21 protein-coding genes are annotated in these 17446 nt (G+C 32.9%); all 21 read left to right on the top strand.

Translation table 11 applies throughout. From position 1 onward, the window contains the following. Window positions 1–36 precede the first annotated feature (36 nt). The 21 genes from N4A40_14800 (at window position 37) to N4A40_14700 (ending at window position 17445) form a co-directional block, all read left to right on the top strand. Entirely contained in the window at window positions 37–1542 is a 1506-nt protein-coding gene (locus N4A40_14800) for a flagellar hook protein FlgE (protein MCT4663124.1), read from the top strand. Between the two features lie 61 nt (window positions 1543–1603). Beyond that, window positions 1604–1765 carry a flagellar FlbD family protein gene (locus N4A40_14795; GenBank protein ID MCT4663123.1) on the top strand — a complete coding sequence of 54 codons (162 nt, stop codon included), beginning with the start codon at window positions 1604–1606 and terminating at the stop codon, window positions 1763–1765. Window positions 1766–1795: 30 nt separating this feature from the next. Next, window positions 1796–2581 (top strand): motility protein A, encoded by a 786-nt coding sequence (locus N4A40_14790; GenBank protein ID MCT4663122.1) that lies wholly within the window; start codon window positions 1796–1798, stop codon window positions 2579–2581. A gap of 3 nt (window positions 2582–2584) precedes the next feature. Further along, the gene (locus tag N4A40_14785; protein ID MCT4663121.1) at window positions 2585–3331 is read left to right on the top strand and encodes a flagellar motor protein MotB; all 747 of its coding nucleotides are present in this window, start codon (window positions 2585–2587) and stop codon (window positions 3329–3331) included. 12 nt (window positions 3332–3343) lie between these two features. Next, window positions 3344–3766 carry a flagellar basal body-associated FliL family protein gene (locus N4A40_14780; GenBank protein ID MCT4663120.1) on the top strand — a complete coding sequence of 141 codons (423 nt, stop codon included), beginning with the start codon at window positions 3344–3346 and terminating at the stop codon, window positions 3764–3766. Window positions 3767–3778: 12 nt separating this feature from the next. After that, complete coding sequence (fliM, locus tag N4A40_14775) at window positions 3779–4774, top strand: flagellar motor switch protein FliM (GenBank protein ID MCT4663119.1); 996 nt, start codon at window positions 3779–3781, stop codon at window positions 4772–4774. Further along, window positions 4767–5960 carry a flagellar motor switch phosphatase FliY gene (gene fliY, locus N4A40_14770; GenBank protein MCT4663118.1) on the top strand — a complete coding sequence of 398 codons (1194 nt, stop codon included), beginning with the start codon at window positions 4767–4769 and terminating at the stop codon, window positions 5958–5960. The genes fliM and fliY overlap by 8 nt, the downstream gene beginning before the upstream one ends. A gap of 12 nt (window positions 5961–5972) precedes the next feature. Continuing rightward, window positions 5973–6332 carry a response regulator gene (locus tag N4A40_14765; GenBank protein ID MCT4663117.1) on the top strand — a complete coding sequence of 120 codons (360 nt, stop codon included), beginning with the start codon at window positions 5973–5975 and terminating at the stop codon, window positions 6330–6332. Between the two features lie 109 nt (window positions 6333–6441). After that, window positions 6442–6759 carry a flagellar biosynthetic protein FliO gene (locus tag N4A40_14760; GenBank protein ID MCT4663116.1) on the top strand — a complete coding sequence of 106 codons (318 nt, stop codon included), beginning with the start codon at window positions 6442–6444 and terminating at the stop codon, window positions 6757–6759. Then, entirely contained in the window at window positions 6743–7540 is a 798-nt protein-coding gene (gene fliP / locus N4A40_14755; protein MCT4663115.1) for a flagellar type III secretion system pore protein FliP, read from the top strand. The genes N4A40_14760 and fliP overlap by 17 nt, the downstream gene beginning before the upstream one ends. Window positions 7541–7550: 10 nt before the next feature. Beyond that, window positions 7551–7820 carry a flagellar biosynthesis protein FliQ gene (gene fliQ / locus N4A40_14750; GenBank protein ID MCT4663114.1) on the top strand — a complete coding sequence of 90 codons (270 nt, stop codon included), beginning with the start codon at window positions 7551–7553 and terminating at the stop codon, window positions 7818–7820. Window positions 7821–7833: 13 nt separating this feature from the next. Next, window positions 7834–8616: a flagellar biosynthetic protein FliR gene (gene fliR / locus N4A40_14745; protein MCT4663113.1), complete on the top strand. Its 783-nt coding sequence runs from the start codon at window positions 7834–7836 to the stop codon at window positions 8614–8616. Window positions 8617–8620: 4 nt separating this feature from the next. Beyond that, the gene (flhB, locus tag N4A40_14740) at window positions 8621–9730 is read left to right on the top strand and encodes a flagellar biosynthesis protein FlhB (protein ID MCT4663112.1); all 1110 of its coding nucleotides are present in this window, start codon (window positions 8621–8623) and stop codon (window positions 9728–9730) included. An 8-nt stretch (window positions 9731–9738) separates the two neighbouring features. Further along, window positions 9739–11787 carry a flagellar biosynthesis protein FlhA gene (gene flhA, locus N4A40_14735; protein ID MCT4663111.1) on the top strand — a complete coding sequence of 683 codons (2049 nt, stop codon included), beginning with the start codon at window positions 9739–9741 and terminating at the stop codon, window positions 11785–11787. Continuing rightward, window positions 11777–12958, top strand: a complete 1182-nt coding sequence (flhF, locus tag N4A40_14730; protein ID MCT4663110.1) for a flagellar biosynthesis protein FlhF — start codon at window positions 11777–11779, stop codon at window positions 12956–12958. Before flhA ends, flhF begins: the two co-directional genes overlap by 11 nt. After that, window positions 12951–13865: a MinD/ParA family protein gene (locus N4A40_14725; GenBank protein MCT4663109.1), complete on the top strand. Its 915-nt coding sequence runs from the start codon at window positions 12951–12953 to the stop codon at window positions 13863–13865. Before flhF ends, N4A40_14725 begins: the two co-directional genes overlap by 8 nt. Window positions 13866–13871: 6 nt before the next feature. Beyond that, window positions 13872–14522, top strand: coding sequence for a PilZ domain-containing protein (locus N4A40_14720; GenBank protein ID MCT4663108.1), 651 nt, complete (start codon window positions 13872–13874; stop codon window positions 14520–14522). Then, on the top strand, window positions 14523–15575 hold the full coding sequence (locus tag N4A40_14715; GenBank protein ID MCT4663107.1) for a chemotaxis response regulator protein-glutamate methylesterase: 1053 nt from the start codon (window positions 14523–14525) through the stop codon (window positions 15573–15575). Window positions 15576–15589: 14 nt separating this feature from the next. Continuing rightward, the gene (locus N4A40_14710) at window positions 15590–16198 is read left to right on the top strand and encodes a chemotaxis protein CheC (protein MCT4663106.1); all 609 of its coding nucleotides are present in this window, start codon (window positions 15590–15592) and stop codon (window positions 16196–16198) included. Between the two features lies 1 nt (window position 16199). After that, entirely contained in the window at window positions 16200–16685 is a 486-nt protein-coding gene (locus N4A40_14705; GenBank protein MCT4663105.1) for a chemotaxis protein CheD, read from the top strand. After that, a complete protein-coding gene (locus N4A40_14700; protein ID MCT4663104.1) occupies window positions 16666–17445 on the top strand; it encodes a FliA/WhiG family RNA polymerase sigma factor in 780 nt (259 codons plus the stop codon). Before N4A40_14705 ends, N4A40_14700 begins: the two co-directional genes overlap by 20 nt. Window position 17446 lies beyond the last annotated feature (1 nt).

The raw sequence follows: 17446 nt of genomic DNA, 5'->3' as shown, positions 1-17446 counted from the left end.
GTTCGAATACAGCATGACTAGAGGAGGTCATGTATTATGATGAGATCTATGTATTCTGGTGTTTCTGGTCTAAGAATTCACCAGTCTAAAATGGATGTAATTGGTAACAATATAGCAAATGTTAATACTGTTGGATTTAAAAAAGGACAAGTATCTTTTAAAGACTTGATGAGTCAAATGGTAAGCAGTGCTAGTGGAGCTACAGAAGATGGTCTAGGAGGGACGAATCCTCAACAATTAGGACTAGGAGCATCTGTGGGATCGATAAGTACGATTCATACGAATGGATCTACTCAATCTACAAACAATCCTAATGATTTACAAATAGTCGGAAATGGATATTTTGTAGTAACGCCTGATGGTGGCACAAATAGTTTTTACACTAGGGCTGGAAATTTTAAAATGGATGAGCAAGGAAATCTATTGACTGCTGATGGTATGAAAGTTATGGGGTATGAATATACTGAAGATGGAGAAGAAACTGGCACAAAGTCACCAGTAAAAATTAATTTTTCAGAACAGGTTAAACCTGTAACTACAAAAGGAATTAATTTTAAAAATAATTTAAACGATGCGCATTCACCATATAGAATTATCGATACTACAAAAACACCAGCGGAGATTGAAACTCATGAAAATAATACATTTTCAACGGATTTAGAGATTCAAGATAGCAAGGGAAATACTTATAATATTACTATAAATCTAAATAGGAATGTTTTAAAGTATGATGATGGTGGTACTATAAAAGAGAACGCAGTGTGGGAAGTTAGCATTCCGAGTATGACTCAAAAAGGATCAAAAACTAATTTGTTGGAAGGAAATACATTGGATTATATAATGAAATTCGATGAGCAAGGCGAGTTAGTAGGTTTAGCGGATGCTAATGGTGGAGCTGCACCATTTCCACCTATTCATAGTTTGAATCCTGGTGATATCGATTCTGCTACTGCTGCGAATTATTTTAATGATGATAATTACAAGGATGCTGCAGGCAACTTTGTGAAATCATTCAATCTTCAAATTCAAAAAGAAGGAGTGGAATTTGGAGAAGGTATAGACTTAGACGGAAATGGAACTATTGAAGATGCAGAAAAGGGATTTATTAAGATGGATTTTAGCGATGTTAGTGGATTTGGTATAGATACATCGATTAAAGGATTCCAAGTTAAAGGTGAAAAGGCAGGAACACTTACAGGTTATTCTATTGATTCGAAGGGTGTGGTAGAAGGTCAATTTAGTAATGGTGAGAGCAAAGCTTTGTTTAAACTTATGCTAGCTAAATTTGATAACCCTGGTGGTTTGATTAAAGAAGGCTCTAATTTATTTTCGGAGAGTGCAAATTCAGGAGTTGCACAAGAAGGAAAACCTGGTTCGCCTGGATTTGGTGGATTAAACTCTGGATCACTTGAAATGTCAAATGTAGATTTATCTATGGAATTTACAGAGATGATTACAGCGCAACGTGGTTTTCAAGCAAACTCAAGAATTATAACGACAACAGATGAAATGCTTCAGGAATTGGTAAATCTTAAGAGATAGTAGTTATGCCTAGGCCCTGAAAGGGGTCTGGGCATAAAATGTTTTTAAAAGCGGAGGAATTATGATAAAATTAAAGAAGATAAATGGAAAAGAGTTCTATTTGAATGAGTCGGAAATAGAGACTATTGAAGAGACTCCTGATACAGTTATATATTTGAGATCAGAGAGAAAATTAATCGTCAAAGAGTCGGCAAAGGAAATAATTGATATGATTCAATATTAAATAAGAATCTGAGAAGAAGGGGTGACATTATTGGACATAGCAACTTTAGTCGGTATATTATTAGGAACTGGATTGATAGTATGGGGAATCATGCAAACAGGTGTATTGGGCAACTTTGTTGACTTTCCATCATTGGCTATTGTACTAGGTGGTGCGTTGGCTGCGACTTTGATTAGTTATCCACTCAAAGTTGTTATCAATTCTATAAAGGTTGTCCGAAATGCGTTTTTTGAAAAAGAGATTCAACTAAATGTTTTGATTGAAGAGATTGTTGCAATGGCAAATATTGCTAGAAAAGAAGGCTTACTTGCATTAGAGGAATCTGCTGAAAAATCCGAAAATGAATTTTTGAAAAAAGGAATAATGCTAGTAGTAGATGGAACTGACCCAGAACTTGTTAGAAATGTAATGGAGACTGAACTTAACTTTGTTGAAGAAAGACATGGAGTTGGTATAAGTGTATTTGAAACACTCGCTGGATTTTCGCCGGGATTTGGAATGATTGGTACACTTATAGGTCTTATAAATATGATGAAAGACTTATCAAACCCAGATAGTATTGGACCGAATATGTCAGTAGCATTGATTACAACGTTTTATGGTTCTTTATTTGCTAACTTTATATTCCAACCATTAGCAAATAAGCTAAAATATAGAAGTAAGCAAGAGATTCTCTCAAAAGAAATGATGATTGAAGGATTATTGTCCACTCAAGCAGGAGAAAATCCAAGGCTTATAGAAGAAAAGTTGAAAACCTTTGTACCACCTGCTGATAGAACAGAGAGCGATGGTGGAGATAACAAAGAGGGGGAGTAGACTATGGCTAAAAAAAATAAATGCCCAGAGTGTCCACCAGAAGACACGTCCATGGCGACTTATGGAGATATGGTAACCCTCTTACTCTGTTTTTTTGTATTGCTTTTTTCATTTGCAGAGATTGATGCGCAGAAATTTCAAGCTATAATGCAGTCTTTTGATGGATCGCTAGGAGTGATGGAAGGCGGGAAAACAATAAGCGAGTTTCCATTTATAAATATGGGTTCGTTGCCAGAAGAACTTACTACCGATAGTTATGAAGAAGTAGACACTATGACATCTCTAAAAAAAGAAATTGAAGATTATGTAATAGAAGAAGGTGTTGAGGATAGCGTTGAAGTAATAATGACTGAAAAGGGTCTTATTATAAGAGTTATGGACAGTGTATTTTTTGATTCGGGAAAAGCAGATATAAAAACCGGGGCAAAAGAGATAATATTGTTTATAGGCGAATTGCTTTCCGATGATAGATTTGATGACCGAGGAATAAATATAGAGGGACACACAGATAATGTACCGATGAATACGGCTCAATTTCCATCAAACTGGGAATTATCAGCAATAAGGGCAGTAAATGTACTTAAAATATTAGAAACCGAGACGAGAATTGATAGCAGTAGATTGTCAGCTTCTGGATATGGACCAAATAGACCAATAGCATTAAATGATACTCCTCAAAATAGAGCATTAAATAGAAGAGTTGATATAGTGGTATTGAATTCTAATTATTCAAAAGCAGAATCTGAGTAAAGGGGTGTTTGCATGAGCAATAAGAAATTGATAATAATAGTAGCAGTAGTACTTGCACTAGTCATAGCAATTGCTGTTGGTGTAGGGATAGTATTTTTATCAGGAGAAAAAGAAGAAGTAAATTATGACGATTTGCCTAAATCTTACTATGAAGTAACTGATTTATATAGTAATATCAAGGATAGCCCTAGAATATGTAAAGTCAATCTAACGGTGGAAACTGTAAGTGAAGAATTGCTTGAAACACTAAAAATGAAAGATTTTGTTATTCGAGATGCAATTAATTTAATAGTTAGAAGCAGTACTGAAGAGCAATTATTAGGCGAAGATGGTCAATTGTATTTACAAGAAGAAATAAAAAGGAGTCTTAATGATAAGTTTGAGACAGATGAAATAACAGGAGTGTATTTTAAACAATTGATTATTCAGGGATAAGGAGTGATCGCTTTGTCAGAAGTTTTATCACAGAATGAAATAGATGCCTTACTTAGTGCACTGAATTCTGGAGAAGTTGATGTTGACGAAATTGAAGAAGCGCCAGAGAAAAAAGTAAAGAATTATGACTTTAGAAATCCACAAAAAATGGCAAAAGATCAGTTGAGGACCCTTGAAATTATCCATGATAATTTTAGTAGATTATTGCAGACTTTTTTGTCTGGGTACTTACGTGCTCCTGTAAATATTGATGTTCTTACAGTAGATCAATATGCTTTTAGTGAATTTAGCAATGCTATTTCGAATCCAGCATTTCTGTCTATTGTTAAATTTGAGCCTTTACATGGCGATATAATATTAGATATTTCACCTAAATTAGCACTTGTTATAATTGATAGACTATTGGGTGGTAGTGGAGAACAAATTGGAGAAGCAAGGACATTTACTGAAATAGAAATGACTTTACTTCGAAGAATTGTAGAGAAGATGCTAGAGCTTTTTACAGAAGCGTGGCAAAATGTTATTGAACTTACACCATCTTTGGAAAAAATAGAGTCAAATCCTCAATTTGCGCAGATTATATCTCCTAGTGAGACAATTGCACTTATAACATTAAATATGGCAATAGGAGATGCAGAGGGGATGTTTAATATTTGTATACCACATTTGGCGATAGAGGCAATAGCTGAAAAATTGAGTACTAAACTTTGGTTTTCTAATACTCAAAGAGAAGGTATGCATGAAAGCAACAGTGAAATGATTGAAGAAAGATTGAGAAAAGCTTATGTGATTTTAAAGGCAGAAATGGGTACATCTATATTAACTGTAGATGAACTCGTTGGCCTTCAAGTGGGAGATGTCATAAAAATTGATACTTTCACAAATAATGAAGCAAGAATCAAAGTTGGATCTGTGTTGAAATTTAATTGCCAGCCAGGTCTAGTAAATAATAAAGTGGCCGTTAAGATCACCGGGGTCAAGAAGGATGGTGAAGAGATAAATGGTTAGCGATATGCTTTCACAAGAAGAGATAGATGCATTATTGAATGGAGGTACTGACGAAGATACGAGTGCTGGTGACGATTTTCTTAATGAATTGGAGATAGATGCGCTTGGAGAAATTGGAAACATCAGTATGGGAACTGCAGCGACAACTTTATTTACCCTTTTAGGACAAAAGGTTATAATTACAACTCCAGAGGTATCTAGGGTAAATGCTTCTGAGCTATCAACTTTATATCCTAAACCTTTTATTGCGGTAGATGTAAAGTATAGAGTAGGCTTAGAGGGAACTAATTTATTAGTATTAAAATCTGAAGATGTTAAGATTATTACAGATTTAATGATGGGCGGTGATGGAACTAATACTGACAGAGAAATAAATGAGATGGATTTGAGTGCTATTTCAGAGGCTATGAACCAAATGGTAGGCTCTTCTAGTACTTCACTTTCGGAGATGTTTCATAAAAAAATAGACATTGACCCACCGAGAGCTTTTCAGACCCAGGTTGATGGTGATGGAACTGGGCTTGAGATTTTTAAGGAAACCGATGTTCTGGTTAGAATTTCATTTAAAATGATCATAGGTGATTTAATTGACAGTGAAATTATGCAATTATTACCATTGGAGTTTGCTCGAAGTCAAGTAAAAAATCTACTTGAGCAGGATATGCCAGAGGTTTCTGTTGAAAATGAGGTAGAGCAGATTCAAGAGCCAGCTGCTACGCAAAGTGTACCGCAACAACCAGCTGCACAAGCTCAACCACAGCATACTCAACCGCAACCACAGCCTCAGATGCAGGCGCAATATCAACAACCAATGCAGGCACAACCGCAAATGGGATATAGCGCACCATCAAATAATATGGTTCAGCAACCAGTAAATGTTGAAAGGGTTGAATTTGAACCTTTTGATAATAATCAAAAAATAGTTTATAATGAAAATATCAGTATGGTTCAGGAGATTCCTGTTGAGATAACAGTAGAACTTGGAAGGACAAAAAGAAAGATTAGTGAAATTTTAGAATATGGTCCGGGAACTATTGTAGAATTAGATAAACTCGTAGGAGAACCATTAGAAGTTTATGCCAATGGTAGAATTATAGCGAAAGGTGAAGTTGTTGTTATTGATGATAACTTTGGTATAAGAATTACAGATATTATTAATTCAAAAAATAAAATTAGCAAATTATAAGGAGGAAAACAAATGAGTAGAATTTTGATTGTCGATGATGCAGCTTTTATGAGAATGATGATTAAAGATATACTAACTAAAAATGGATTTGAGGTAGTTGGAGAGGCAGAGAATGGTGCCAAAGCTATTGAAAAATATGGGGAATTGAAACCAGATTTAGTGGTTATGGATATTACAATGCCTGAAGTAGATGGTATTCAGGCAGTTAAAGAGATAAAAAAATCAGATGCAAATGCTAAAATAGTTATGTGCTCAGCTATGGGTCAACAAGCTATGGTTATTGAGGCAATACAAGCAGGTGCAAAAGATTTTATTGTTAAGCCGTTCCAAGCAGATAGAGTTATTGAAGCTGTAAAAAAAGTATTGGGATAATAATTTAGAAAGATAGGTAAGGAATATGACGCACATTTTGTATTATTTAGGTATTAGCATTTTTATTATTGGGTTGGCGTTTTTGTTTACAAAGTACGTTGGTAGTAAAATGACCTCTGTACAATCAGGGAAAATGATTAAAATTGTCGAAACTTTGAAAATTGAAAATACTAAGATTTTATTGATAGAATGTTGCGGAAGATATTATCTTATAGGCGAGAATAGTAGTGGGATCGAGCTACTTGACCAGTTTGATGAAATTGGTCAAGTAGTATTTGATGATAATAAAGAATTTGACAAGATTTATAAAAGTGCAATAAATGACGATTCGCAAAATATTACAAATAAACTATTTAAGGTAAAGCAAAGATATGTTGAGTTAAAAAAACAGATAGATAGAAGGCAAGATTATGAGCAAAAGAAGTGAAAAAATATTATTTATTATGCTGATTTTTTTTATTTGTTGCATACCACTTAGAGCTATTGCAACAGAAACTGGGTTACCCAAAGGGATAGAAATTTCAGTTGGGGCGGGAGAAGATACTGATTTAGTGGATTATCTTAAGTTATTATTTATATTCACTATATTGACGTTTGCTCCTGCTATTTTATTAATGACAACAAGTTTTACAAGAATTTTGATAGTATTATCCTTTGTAAGAAGAGCTATTGCTACACAAACTACGCCGCCAAATCAAGTATTGATTGGCATATCATTATTCTTGACATTTTTTATAATGAGGCCTGTGATAAGTGAAGTTAACGCAAATGCTATACAACCTTATTTAGAAAATAAGATAACTCAAGAAGTCTTTATTGATAATGCAATGGATCCTATGAAAGACTTTATGTATGATCAAACTCGAGCCAAAGATTTGGAATTATTTATGAATTTATCTAATGCGTCTATAACATTAAGAGATGAAGATGATAATTTATTAGAAAAAAAAGAAATTTTGAAACAAATTCCAGCGACGACACTTATTCCAGCATTTATTATTAGTGAGTTGAAGACTGCTTTTATTTATGGATTTATATTGTTTATTCCATTTGTGGTAATTGATATGGTAGTTTCAAGTACTCTGATGTCAATGGGAATGATGATGTTGCCACCTGTAATGATTTCTATGCCATTTAAAATACTTTTATTTATAATGGTTGATGGTTGGAATTTGGTTATAGAGGCGCTAATTACCGGATTCAAGTAAGGAGGGAACTATGACAGAGGGAGAAGTAGGTATTATTTTAAAAGAGGCGCTTAACCTTGTGCTTATGTGTTCTGCTCCTATGCTTTTAGTTGCACTTGGAGTGGGTTTGATAGTAGCAGTATTTCAAGCAACTACTCAAATACAGGAAGCTACACTGGCTTTTGGAGTGAAAATTTTAGCTGTATTAGGTACTTTTTTATTGTTTGGTCCGTGGATGCTAAACAAATTAATGGTGTTTACAAATAATTTATTGATGAACGTGAATACTTATATTAGATAGTAAGGTGTAAATGATGAGTGTGATAGATAAAATTTCAACAGAGTATATATGGCTATTGCTTGTTTTTATGAGAATAATTGGTATTTTTATTATCGCACCATTTTATTCAAGTGCTAAAATAATGAGTCAACTAAAGGTTGGTTTGACATTACTTTTAAGTGTTGTTGTTTTTTTCAGTTATGATTTTAGTAATTTGGCAAAGCCAGAATTAGATGTTATGTATATATCATTGATTTTTAAGGAACTTGCAATAGGTTTATTTTTAGGTTTTATTTTACTTTTATATTTTAGCATATTTAATATGGCAGGAAATATGATTGATGCGCAGATAGGTTTTAGTATGTCGTCTGCATTTGATCCTATGAGTAATAGTAATGTAACTGTTACTGCCAATTTATACTATACGTCTGCTATGCTTATTTTCTTTTCAATAAATGGCCATCACTGGATGATAGAGTCAATGATAAAGTCATTTGATATATTACCACTTGGAAATATAAATGTAAAATGGGGGTTGGTAGAACAGTTTATATCTAATTTTTCAGAAGTATTTGAACTTAGTTTTAAAGTTGCAATGCCTGTAATGGTAACTATATTTATAGCAAACGTTACTCTTGGATTTTTGGCTAAAACAGTTCCTCAAATGAATGTTTTTGTTGTGGGTATGCCGATGAAAGTAGCTATAGGGATGGTTTTATTGACATTAACTGCTCCGCTTTTCGTAAAAACAGCTTCCAAAATTTTTGAGATAACAGAATTTGAATTTTTAGAACTATTAAAACATATGAAGTGGTGAAATGATGGATATATTGAAAAAGCATTACTTGCTTGATTTACAGCATTTTGCTGATGGTGGGTCAGGCGAAAAAACTGAAAAAGCTACACCTAAAAAGCGTCAAGATGCTAGAAAAGAAGGAAATGTATTTCAAAGTAAAGAAATGACATCTGCTATAACTCTTTTGACTGGAGTTAGTTTGGTGTTTATGTGGGGCGAAACTATTTACAAGAATATCGGTTCATATACTGAAAATATGTTTCGAAATAGTTTGAACCCAAGCACATTAAATGATGTCTCGAGTTTAAATCAAATAATGATTGAAGCAGTTTTTACTATAATATTGAATATGCTTCCGATATTAGGTATAGTAATGATTACTGGACTTTTTATGGGCTATATGCAAGTTGGTTTTTTAGTGATTCCTATAAAATTTAAATTTGGGAAACTTAATCCTATAAATGGTTTTAAAAATTTATTTTCATTCAAATCAATATTTGAGATGTTTAAGTCTATAGCTAAAATAGCAATTATAATATGGGTTGTTTATTCTTACTTAAAAAATGAAGTTTCAAATTTACATATGCTGTATGTATATGATTTAAATCAAAGTGTAACATATATGATGGATACGGCATTTAATATTGCTATGCGAGTTTGCATAGCACTTATAATTATTTCTATTTTAGATTTTGCTTTTCAAAAATATCAATATGAGAAAAATTTAAAGATGACGAAACAAGAAATAAAAGAAGAATATAAGCAAATGGAAGGAGATCCGCAGATTAAATCAAGAATAAAGCAAAAACAGCGAGAAATAGCTATGCAGAGAATGATGCAGGATGTTCCAGAAGCAGACGTGGTTATAACAAATCCTACACATTTTGCTATTGCAGTTAAATATGATTCTGGGAAACATAAAGCACCATATGTTTTAGCTAAAGGGCAAGATTTTATGGCTCAAAAAATAAAGCAAATTGCAGGTGATAGCGATGTGCCAATTGTTGAAAATAAGCCACTTGCGAGGCTGTTGTTTAAACAGGTTGAAATTGGTGATGAAATACCACAGGATTTATATCAAGCAGTAGCGGAAGTTTTGGCATATGTGTATAACTTAAAAAAGACTAGGATGTAGGTGGTTAGATGTTAAAATTTGGGGATGTCGCAGTAGTTGTTTCTATTATCTTGATTGTACTTATCATGATAATACCAGTGCCAAAAGGACTATTGGACATATTGTTAAGTTTGAATATTTCTTTTGCATTATTGATACTATTGACATCGATTTACGCGAAAAATGTACTTAGTTTTTCCATATTTCCATCAATATTGTTGATTTCAACAATATTTGGATTAGCTTTGAACATAAACACTACAAGATATATCTTAACAGAAGGTGATGCTGGGGATGTAATACAAGCATTTGGTAGTTTTGTAGCGCAAGATAATTTTGTTGTAGGGGTAATTATTTTTGCAATAATTGTAATTGTAAACTTTTTAGTAATTACTAAGGGTTCCGAGAGGGTTGCCGAAGTTGCAGCTCGTTTTACATTAGATGCTATGCCAGGAAAACAGATGTCTATAGACGCTGATTTGAATGCAGGATTGATATCTGATGAGGATGCAAAGGCAAGAAGGTTGAATATACAAAGAGAGGCTGATTTTTATGGATCAATGGATGGTGCTAGTAAGTTCGTAAAGGGAAATGCTATTGCTGGTATATTGATAACTGTCATAAATATCGTAGCAGGATTGATTATTGGGGCTATGTCTGGGATGCCAATTTTTGCAGCACTTTCAAAATATGCACTGCTAACAATCGGAGATGGATTAGTTAGTCAGATATCTGCACTCATGATATCTACAGCTCAAGGTATAATTGTTACTAAAACTGAATCCGAGAAAAATTTAGGCTCAGATATAATAGAACAATTATTTCGAGGTAGTTCTAGACCGTTATTCATATTATCAGCAGCACTTATCTTCATGTCGCTGACACCTTTACCGACATTTCCATTTTTGCTATTAGGTTTAACACTTCTGTTTATTGCGTTTAATGGTAGAACAATGGCTCAGAAGCAAGAACAAGAAATAGAAGAGCAAGAATTAATGGAAACAGCAGCAGATGATGAAGAAATGAGAAAGCCTGAGAATGTTATGAATTTGTTGAAAATTGAAGACATAGAATTGGAATTTGGATATGGCTTGATACCACTAGCTGATTCAAATCAAGGCGGAGACTTATTGGATAGAATAATAATGATTAGGAGACAAATTGCATTAGAATTAGGAGTTGTTGTTCCAATTGTTAGGCTAAGAGATAATATCCAATTAAATCCAAATGAGTATCTTATAAAGATTAAAGGTGTAGAAATTGCTAGAGGAGAGTTGCTTTTTGATCATTATTTAGCGATGGATCCAGGTACTGCTCAAGGTGATGTAGAAGGGATAGACACTATTGAGCCGGCATTTGGCTTGCCAGCGAAGTGGGTAACTGATAAAGAAAGAGAAAAAGCTGAGATATTAGGCTATACTGTAGTTGATCCACCATCCGTAATATCTACGCATTTAACAGAACTTATTAAACAAAATGCACACGAATTATTAGGAAGACAGGATGTGAAAGTTCTTATAGATAATGTTAAAGAGGATCATCCAGCATTAGTTGATGAAATTGTTCCAGGGGCAATGAACTTAGGAGATGTACAAAAGGTTTTGGCAAATTTATTGAAAGAGCAGATTTCCATAAGGAATATGGTAATAATATTAGAAACATTAGCAGATTATATTTCGGTGACTAGAGATCCAGATATGTTAACTGAATATGTTAGACAAAAGCAAAGTCGTTACATAACTCAGAAATATGTCATAGATAATAAACTTAATGTTATAACTTTAGATGGACAATTAGAACAGTTAATCATGAATTCTATAAATCAAACTGAAGCAGGTTCATATTTGGGATTAGATCCGAATACTGTTCAGCGCATACTTCAAAGCTTAGCTCAAAATGTAGATAGATTAACGAGTATAGGTGAGCAGCCAATCGTATTGACAGCACCTATAGTTAGGATTTATTTCAAGAAACTTACAGAGCAATATAGTAATGAAATTATAGTTTTGTCATATAATGAAATTGATCCTAACGTTGAAATCCAAGCACTGGGGATGGTGACACTAGATGAAAATTAAGAGATATTTTGGAAATACCAATAAAGAAGCAATGGATAAATTAAAAAAAGAGCTAGGGGAAAATGCAGTGATATTGCATACGAGGAAAATCAAAAGACCAGGTATGTTAAGTTTTTTAAGAAAACCTTTAGTTGAAATTGTTGCTGCTATTGACGAAGAAAATAGAGAACCTCAAAAAAGTAAATTACAAGAATCTCAAAAACTTCAAAAAACTCAGATAAAAAAAGAAAACAGATCCAAAAGTCAATTAAATACTGATTTATTGTTTGAGGGTGTGAGTAAAAGTAAAGAGCGCATAGCGGATGACGAGGTAGTCAAACTTAGACAAACTGTAGAATCATTAGTCTCTAGTATTGAAAATACTAGAGAAGATACTGGGGTTTATCCAGAAGAAGTTAAATTACTACAAAAAAGGCTTACATCTAATGGGCTAGATTATGAGAACACAACAAAAATACTCAATGAATTAATGCGTGAGCACGCTAAAATTGAGGGGCGCATTAATTATGAAAATTTATTAATCAAATTACTAAAAAAGCATTTAGGACCAGTTAAGCCTATAACACTAAATAATAAACAAAAGATAGTAATTTTTGTTGGACCAACAGGAGTTGGTAAGACGACGACTCTGGCTAAAATAGCAGCACAATATGCATTAGTCAATAAAGAAAAGATAGGGCTAATAACAGCGGATACTTATAGAATTGCAGCTGTGGAACAGCTTAAAACATATAGTGAAATACTGGGAATTCCACTTAAAATTATTTATGATGGAAGTGAGATAGTGGAAGCAGTTCAGGATTATTATGATAAGGAACTAATTTTAGTAGATACAGCTGGAAGAAGTCATAAAAACAACGACAAAGTAAAAGAACTTAAAGAAATGTTAGGACAAGTTAAAGATCCAGAAATATTTTTAGTTTTAAGCTCAACTACCAATAAGAATACTATTGATGGTATAATAGAAACATACAAATTTATTAATGACTACAAACTGATTTTTACTAAATTAGATGAATCTGATAATTATGGTATAGTTATGAGTACGTGTTATGAAAAAGCAAATCCGCTTTCTTATATAACAACAGGGCAGAGTGTTCCAGAAGATATAAAATTGGCAAATATTGATGAAATAGCAAAATCATTGTTAGGAGAAAACAAAGATGTATGATCAAGCAGAGAGATTGAGAAAACTAGTTAAAGAAAGCCAGAATTTCAAAAATAGAGAGAAAAAAGCAGAAACATCTAAAAGTGTTGATAATGATGATAATACTAGGATAATAGCGGTAACTAGTGGTAAAGGTGGAGTGGGAAAGACCAACTTTACTATTAACTTAGGGATATCACTTAGCAATCTTGGATATAGATGTGTAGTTTTTGATGCAGACATTGGTTTTGCCAATATCGATGTTATATCTGGAATAATACCTAAATATACAGTAGCCGATGTATTAGAAAGACGCAAGACTATGAAAGAGGTTATTACAGAAGGTCCTGCTGGTGTAAAACTTATAGCTGGTGGATCAGGAATAAATGAAATAATGCAATTAGACATTGGAGAGATAGAGTATTTATTAAAAGAATTTAAATCACTTCAAAATGAATGTGATTTTATACTTATTGATACAGGTGCAGGCTTATCGAAGACAGTATTAAGCTTTGTAAATGCAGCAGATGAAGTTATAATAATTACTACACCAGAGCCGACTTCATTAACTGATGCATATGCAATGATAAAGGCGTTGAATATATTTAATAATGAAGTCGACCTTAAAGTTATTATAAATAGAGTGAATAATGCAAAAGAAGCAGAAGAAGTATTCAGTAAACTTGAGAAAGCAACTAATAAGTTTTTGGATTTTAATATCAATGAATTAGGGTATTTGTATGAAAGTAAAATCATACCAGAATCTGTTAAAAATCAAATTCCATTTATGGAATATAATCCAACATCACAAGTTTCTAAAAAAATTAATTCGATAGCGTTGAAACTTATTGGAGAGGAGCAGGTTGAAAAAAGTGGAATGGAAAATTTCATTTCTAACTTGAGATCTGTATTTACCAAAGGGAGGTTCTAAAAACAAATGACAGAAGCAAATTCGAATTTAGTTGTTGGAACTAAGTTGATTATAGAAAGTGATAGTGAAAATGCATCTAGATATGCGAGTCAAGTTTTGGATATCAGGAATCAAATGATTATAATTAGTGGTCCTATTGAAAAAGGTGTTTTGATTCCTATTCATACAGGTACTAAAATAAAAATTTCTTATTATGTAGAAAATGTTGGAAGGTTCATGTTTAAGGGTATAGTAAGAAGAAGAGGCTTAAAAAAAATATATTTGCTAGAAATAGAAAGATTAACACCATCCGATAGAGTTCAGATGAGAGATTATTATAGACTTTTAGTTAGGCTGAAAGTTATGAAGTATTTTGAAAAAAATGATAGTCAAATATTAGAGGAATCTTGTGTTACCCAAGATCTAAGTGGTGGAGGAATGAAACTAAAATCTAATTATGAACACAAAAAAGGTGATTTCTTAGAATGCGACTTAAATGTTGAAGATAAAGTGGTATCTGTCAAAGGGAAAATTGTTAGAATTGATAAGACAGAGGACAAAGATTTTAAATATGCGCTAGGCATAAAGTTTTTTGACATACATCATAAAAGTCAGGAAATAATTGTTCAATATGTTTTTGAGGCTCAAAGAAAATTAAGAAAAAAAGGACTGATTTAGATGAAAATTAGAGCTTTAGTTATTGACGACTCAGCTTTCATGAGAAAACTGATAGCAGATATTTTAAATTCAGATGAAAATATTGAAGTAATTGATACTGCTAAAAATGGGAAAGAGGGTATTGAGAAAATACAAACATGCAATCCTGACGTAATAACTTTAGATGTTGAAATGCCTATTATGGATGGGCTTACAGCATTGAAAGAGATGGAAAAATTAAAAATAAATGTTCCCGTGTTGATGCTAAGTAGTTTGACATCAGAGGGGGCAGACGCAACTATAAAGGCATTAGAGTATGGGGCTATAGATTTTATCACTAAGCCTACAAATATTTTTAAGTTAGATGCAAATGAAAAGAAAAATGAAATTATAGAAAAAGTAAAAATGGCTAGTAAAATAAAGGCTAAAACTCGGACACTAAATACAAATGTAAGAGTTAAAGCTGAAGCTAGTAAAAAGATTGCTAAAAAGGATAAAAATTTTAGTCATATAGTTGCTATAGGAACTTCTACTGGAGGTCCGCGAGCGTTACAAAGTGTAATTCCTAAGTTCCCAGAAAATCTTAATGCAACATATATAATCGTTCAACACATGCCACCAGGATTTACTAAATCATTGGCTGATCGATTGAATACTATGTCAGCACTTAGTGTTAAAGAAGCTGAACATGGAGAGTCATTACTTCGTGGATATTGCTACGTTGCTCCAGGCAGTAAGCAATTGAAGTTGGTAAAAAAAGGCGCTGATTGGATGATTGATTTAAGTGATGAAGAAAAAGTAAGTGGTCATTGCCCATCAGTGGATGTTCTCATGGATACAGTTGCAAATGTTGATAATAAAAGAATTGTTGGAGTTATGATGACTGGAATGGGAGCAGATGGAGCCATTGGAATGAAAAAGTTAAGAGATAAAAGAGGGTATACTATAGCTCAAGATGAAAAAAGCTGTGTGGTATATGGAATGCCAAAGTCTGCTGTTCAAAATGATGCTGTTGATAAAGTGGTGACATTGGAAGATATTGCTGGTGAAGTAATGAAGCAAATAAAGGCATAAATTAGGAGGAATTTATGGATATAAATAATGTAAATGAGATGCTAGTAGATGTATTGAAAGAAATAGGAAATATTGGAGCAGGAAATGCAGCTACGGCTTTAGCAAAGATGATTGACAAAAAAGTTGATATGTTAGTGCCACAAGTTAAAATAATTGATATAGAAGAAGTTCAAGATATATTAGGTGGTGCAGAAATGCCAGTTGCAGGTATTTATTTTCAAATGACTGGTGAAGTAGAAGGAAATATGATGTTTTTGCTAGATATTGAATCTGCTAATAACTTAATTCCTATGATATTTCAAAGAGAAAAAGAAACAGATGAATTAGATGCAATGGATATTTCAGTACTGTCAGAAGTTGGAAATATTTTAGCAGCATCGTATATGAATTCTTTGAGTAAACTTACTAATTTGACATTAAACATATCAGTTCCTTCAGTGAGTATTGATATGGTAGGTGCTATATTGAGTGTTCCAGCCATCCAATTTGGACAATTCAGTGACAAACTATTATTTATAGAAACTGAATTTGTCGAAGATGAAAAAGAGGTTACAGGGGATTTCTTCTTGTTACCGGATATAGAGTCATTTGATAAAATTTTGAGAGCATTAGGGGTAGTGTGATATGAGTGAGATGGTTAAGGTTGGAATGGCGGATTTAAATATAGTAAAGACACCGGGGAGTATTACTACATTAGGATTAGGATCATGTGTTGGAGTTACATTATATGATCCGCGAAGTAAAATTGCTGGATTGGCGCATGTCATGTTGCCATCTAGCAAAGAGATAAAGAATAACTCAAATAAGGCAAAATTTGCAGATACAGCTATTGAAATATTATTGGAAAAAATGATAAAAGCTGGTGCTAGAAAGCAAAGTATTGTTGCTAAAATGGCTGGAGGAGCTCAAATGTTCAATTTTAGTTCTAAGAACGATGTTTTGAAGATTGGAGAAAGAAATGCTATTGCAAGCAAGAAAAAATTAAAAGAGTTGGGAATAAGAATTATAGCCGAAGATACAGGGGGTAACTACGGTCGTACTATTGAATTGAATGCGGATAATGGAGAGTTATTTATCAAAACTATAGGTCATGGAACGAGCATTATTTAAACCGACGCCGAATGGAGTTGAGAGCATGGATATTAATGAACTTTGGAAAAAATACAAAGAGACCAGCGGTGTTGAATATAAAAATCAGTTAATAGAACACTATGTTTATTTAGTAAAGGTGGTTTCTGGACGTTTATATAATTATTATGGTGGAAATGTTGAATTTGATGATCTTTTGGGATTTGGGTCATTTGGATTGATTGATGCTATAGAAAAATTTGACATTAGTAGAAATTTAAAATTCGAGACATATGCTCAAATTCGGATTAGAGGATCTATAATAGATTCTCTTAGAAAAATAGATTGGATTCCACGTTCTCTTAGAAAAAAATCTAAGGATTTAGAAGAGGCAGTAAAAAAAGCAGAAAATCGATTAGGACGAAATGTTACAGTTCAAGATATTGCAGAAGAATTAGGTGAAGATAATGCAACAGTTGAAAAATTATTAGGGGAAGTTTCAACATTCAATGTAGTGTCACTAGATGATTTATTAAGCATAAACAATAATATTGGCGTTCAAATAAATCAAGAGGATTTACCTGAAGAATCTTATTTAAAAGATGAGCTAGCAGAAAGTCTTAAAGATTCAATTGAAGAATTACCTGAGAAGGAGAAATTGGTTGTTTCGCTATATTACTATGAGGAATTAACATACAAAGAAATAGCTGCTGTTTTGGATTTGTCAGAATCGAGGATATCACAGATTCATAGTAAGGCAATTTTAAAATTGAAGAGTGGATTGAAAAAAATTGGCTATTAAT

The sequence above is a fragment of the Tissierellales bacterium genome, assembly GCA_025210965.1.
In the GTDB taxonomy this organism is placed as follows: Bacteria; Bacillota; Clostridia; order Tissierellales; family JAOAQY01; genus JAOAQY01.
Note: the sequence above shows the minus strand (reverse complement) of the source record. Positions and strands in the feature narration are given on the sequence as shown.

Bases quoted from the DNA above. Each gene is read 5' to 3' on its own strand.
- N4A40_14800 (MCT4663124.1), top strand. From the start codon at position 37: ATGATGAGATCTATGTATTCTGGTGTTTCTGGTCTAAGAATTCACCAG.
- N4A40_14795 (MCT4663123.1), top strand. From the start codon at position 1,604: ATGATAAAATTAAAGAAGATAAATGGAAAAGAGTTCTATTTGAATGAG.
- N4A40_14785 (MCT4663121.1), top strand. From the start codon at position 2,585: ATGGCTAAAAAAAATAAATGCCCAGAGTGTCCACCAGAAGACACGTCC.
- N4A40_14780 (MCT4663120.1), top strand. From the start codon at position 3,344: ATGAGCAATAAGAAATTGATAATAATAGTAGCAGTAGTACTTGCACTA.
- fliY (MCT4663118.1), top strand. From the start codon at position 4,767: ATGGTTAGCGATATGCTTTCACAAGAAGAGATAGATGCATTATTGAAT.
- N4A40_14765 (MCT4663117.1), top strand. From the start codon at position 5,973: ATGAGTAGAATTTTGATTGTCGATGATGCAGCTTTTATGAGAATGATG.
- N4A40_14760 (MCT4663116.1), top strand. From the start codon at position 6,442: ATGACCTCTGTACAATCAGGGAAAATGATTAAAATTGTCGAAACTTTG.
- fliP (MCT4663115.1), top strand. From the start codon at position 6,743: ATGAGCAAAAGAAGTGAAAAAATATTATTTATTATGCTGATTTTTTTT.
- fliQ (MCT4663114.1), top strand. From the start codon at position 7,551: ATGACAGAGGGAGAAGTAGGTATTATTTTAAAAGAGGCGCTTAACCTT.
- fliR (MCT4663113.1), top strand. From the start codon at position 7,834: ATGAGTGTGATAGATAAAATTTCAACAGAGTATATATGGCTATTGCTT.
- flhB (MCT4663112.1), top strand. From the start codon at position 8,621: ATGGATATATTGAAAAAGCATTACTTGCTTGATTTACAGCATTTTGCT.
- flhA (MCT4663111.1), top strand. From the start codon at position 9,739: ATGTTAAAATTTGGGGATGTCGCAGTAGTTGTTTCTATTATCTTGATT.
- flhF (MCT4663110.1), top strand. From the start codon at position 11,777: ATGAAAATTAAGAGATATTTTGGAAATACCAATAAAGAAGCAATGGAT.
- N4A40_14725 (MCT4663109.1), top strand. From the start codon at position 12,951: ATGTATGATCAAGCAGAGAGATTGAGAAAACTAGTTAAAGAAAGCCAG.
- N4A40_14720 (MCT4663108.1), top strand. From the start codon at position 13,872: ATGACAGAAGCAAATTCGAATTTAGTTGTTGGAACTAAGTTGATTATA.
- N4A40_14715 (MCT4663107.1), top strand. From the start codon at position 14,523: ATGAAAATTAGAGCTTTAGTTATTGACGACTCAGCTTTCATGAGAAAA.
- N4A40_14710 (MCT4663106.1), top strand. From the start codon at position 15,590: ATGGATATAAATAATGTAAATGAGATGCTAGTAGATGTATTGAAAGAA.
- N4A40_14705 (MCT4663105.1), top strand. From the start codon at position 16,200: ATGAGTGAGATGGTTAAGGTTGGAATGGCGGATTTAAATATAGTAAAG.
- N4A40_14700 (MCT4663104.1), top strand. From the start codon at position 16,666: ATGGAACGAGCATTATTTAAACCGACGCCGAATGGAGTTGAGAGCATG.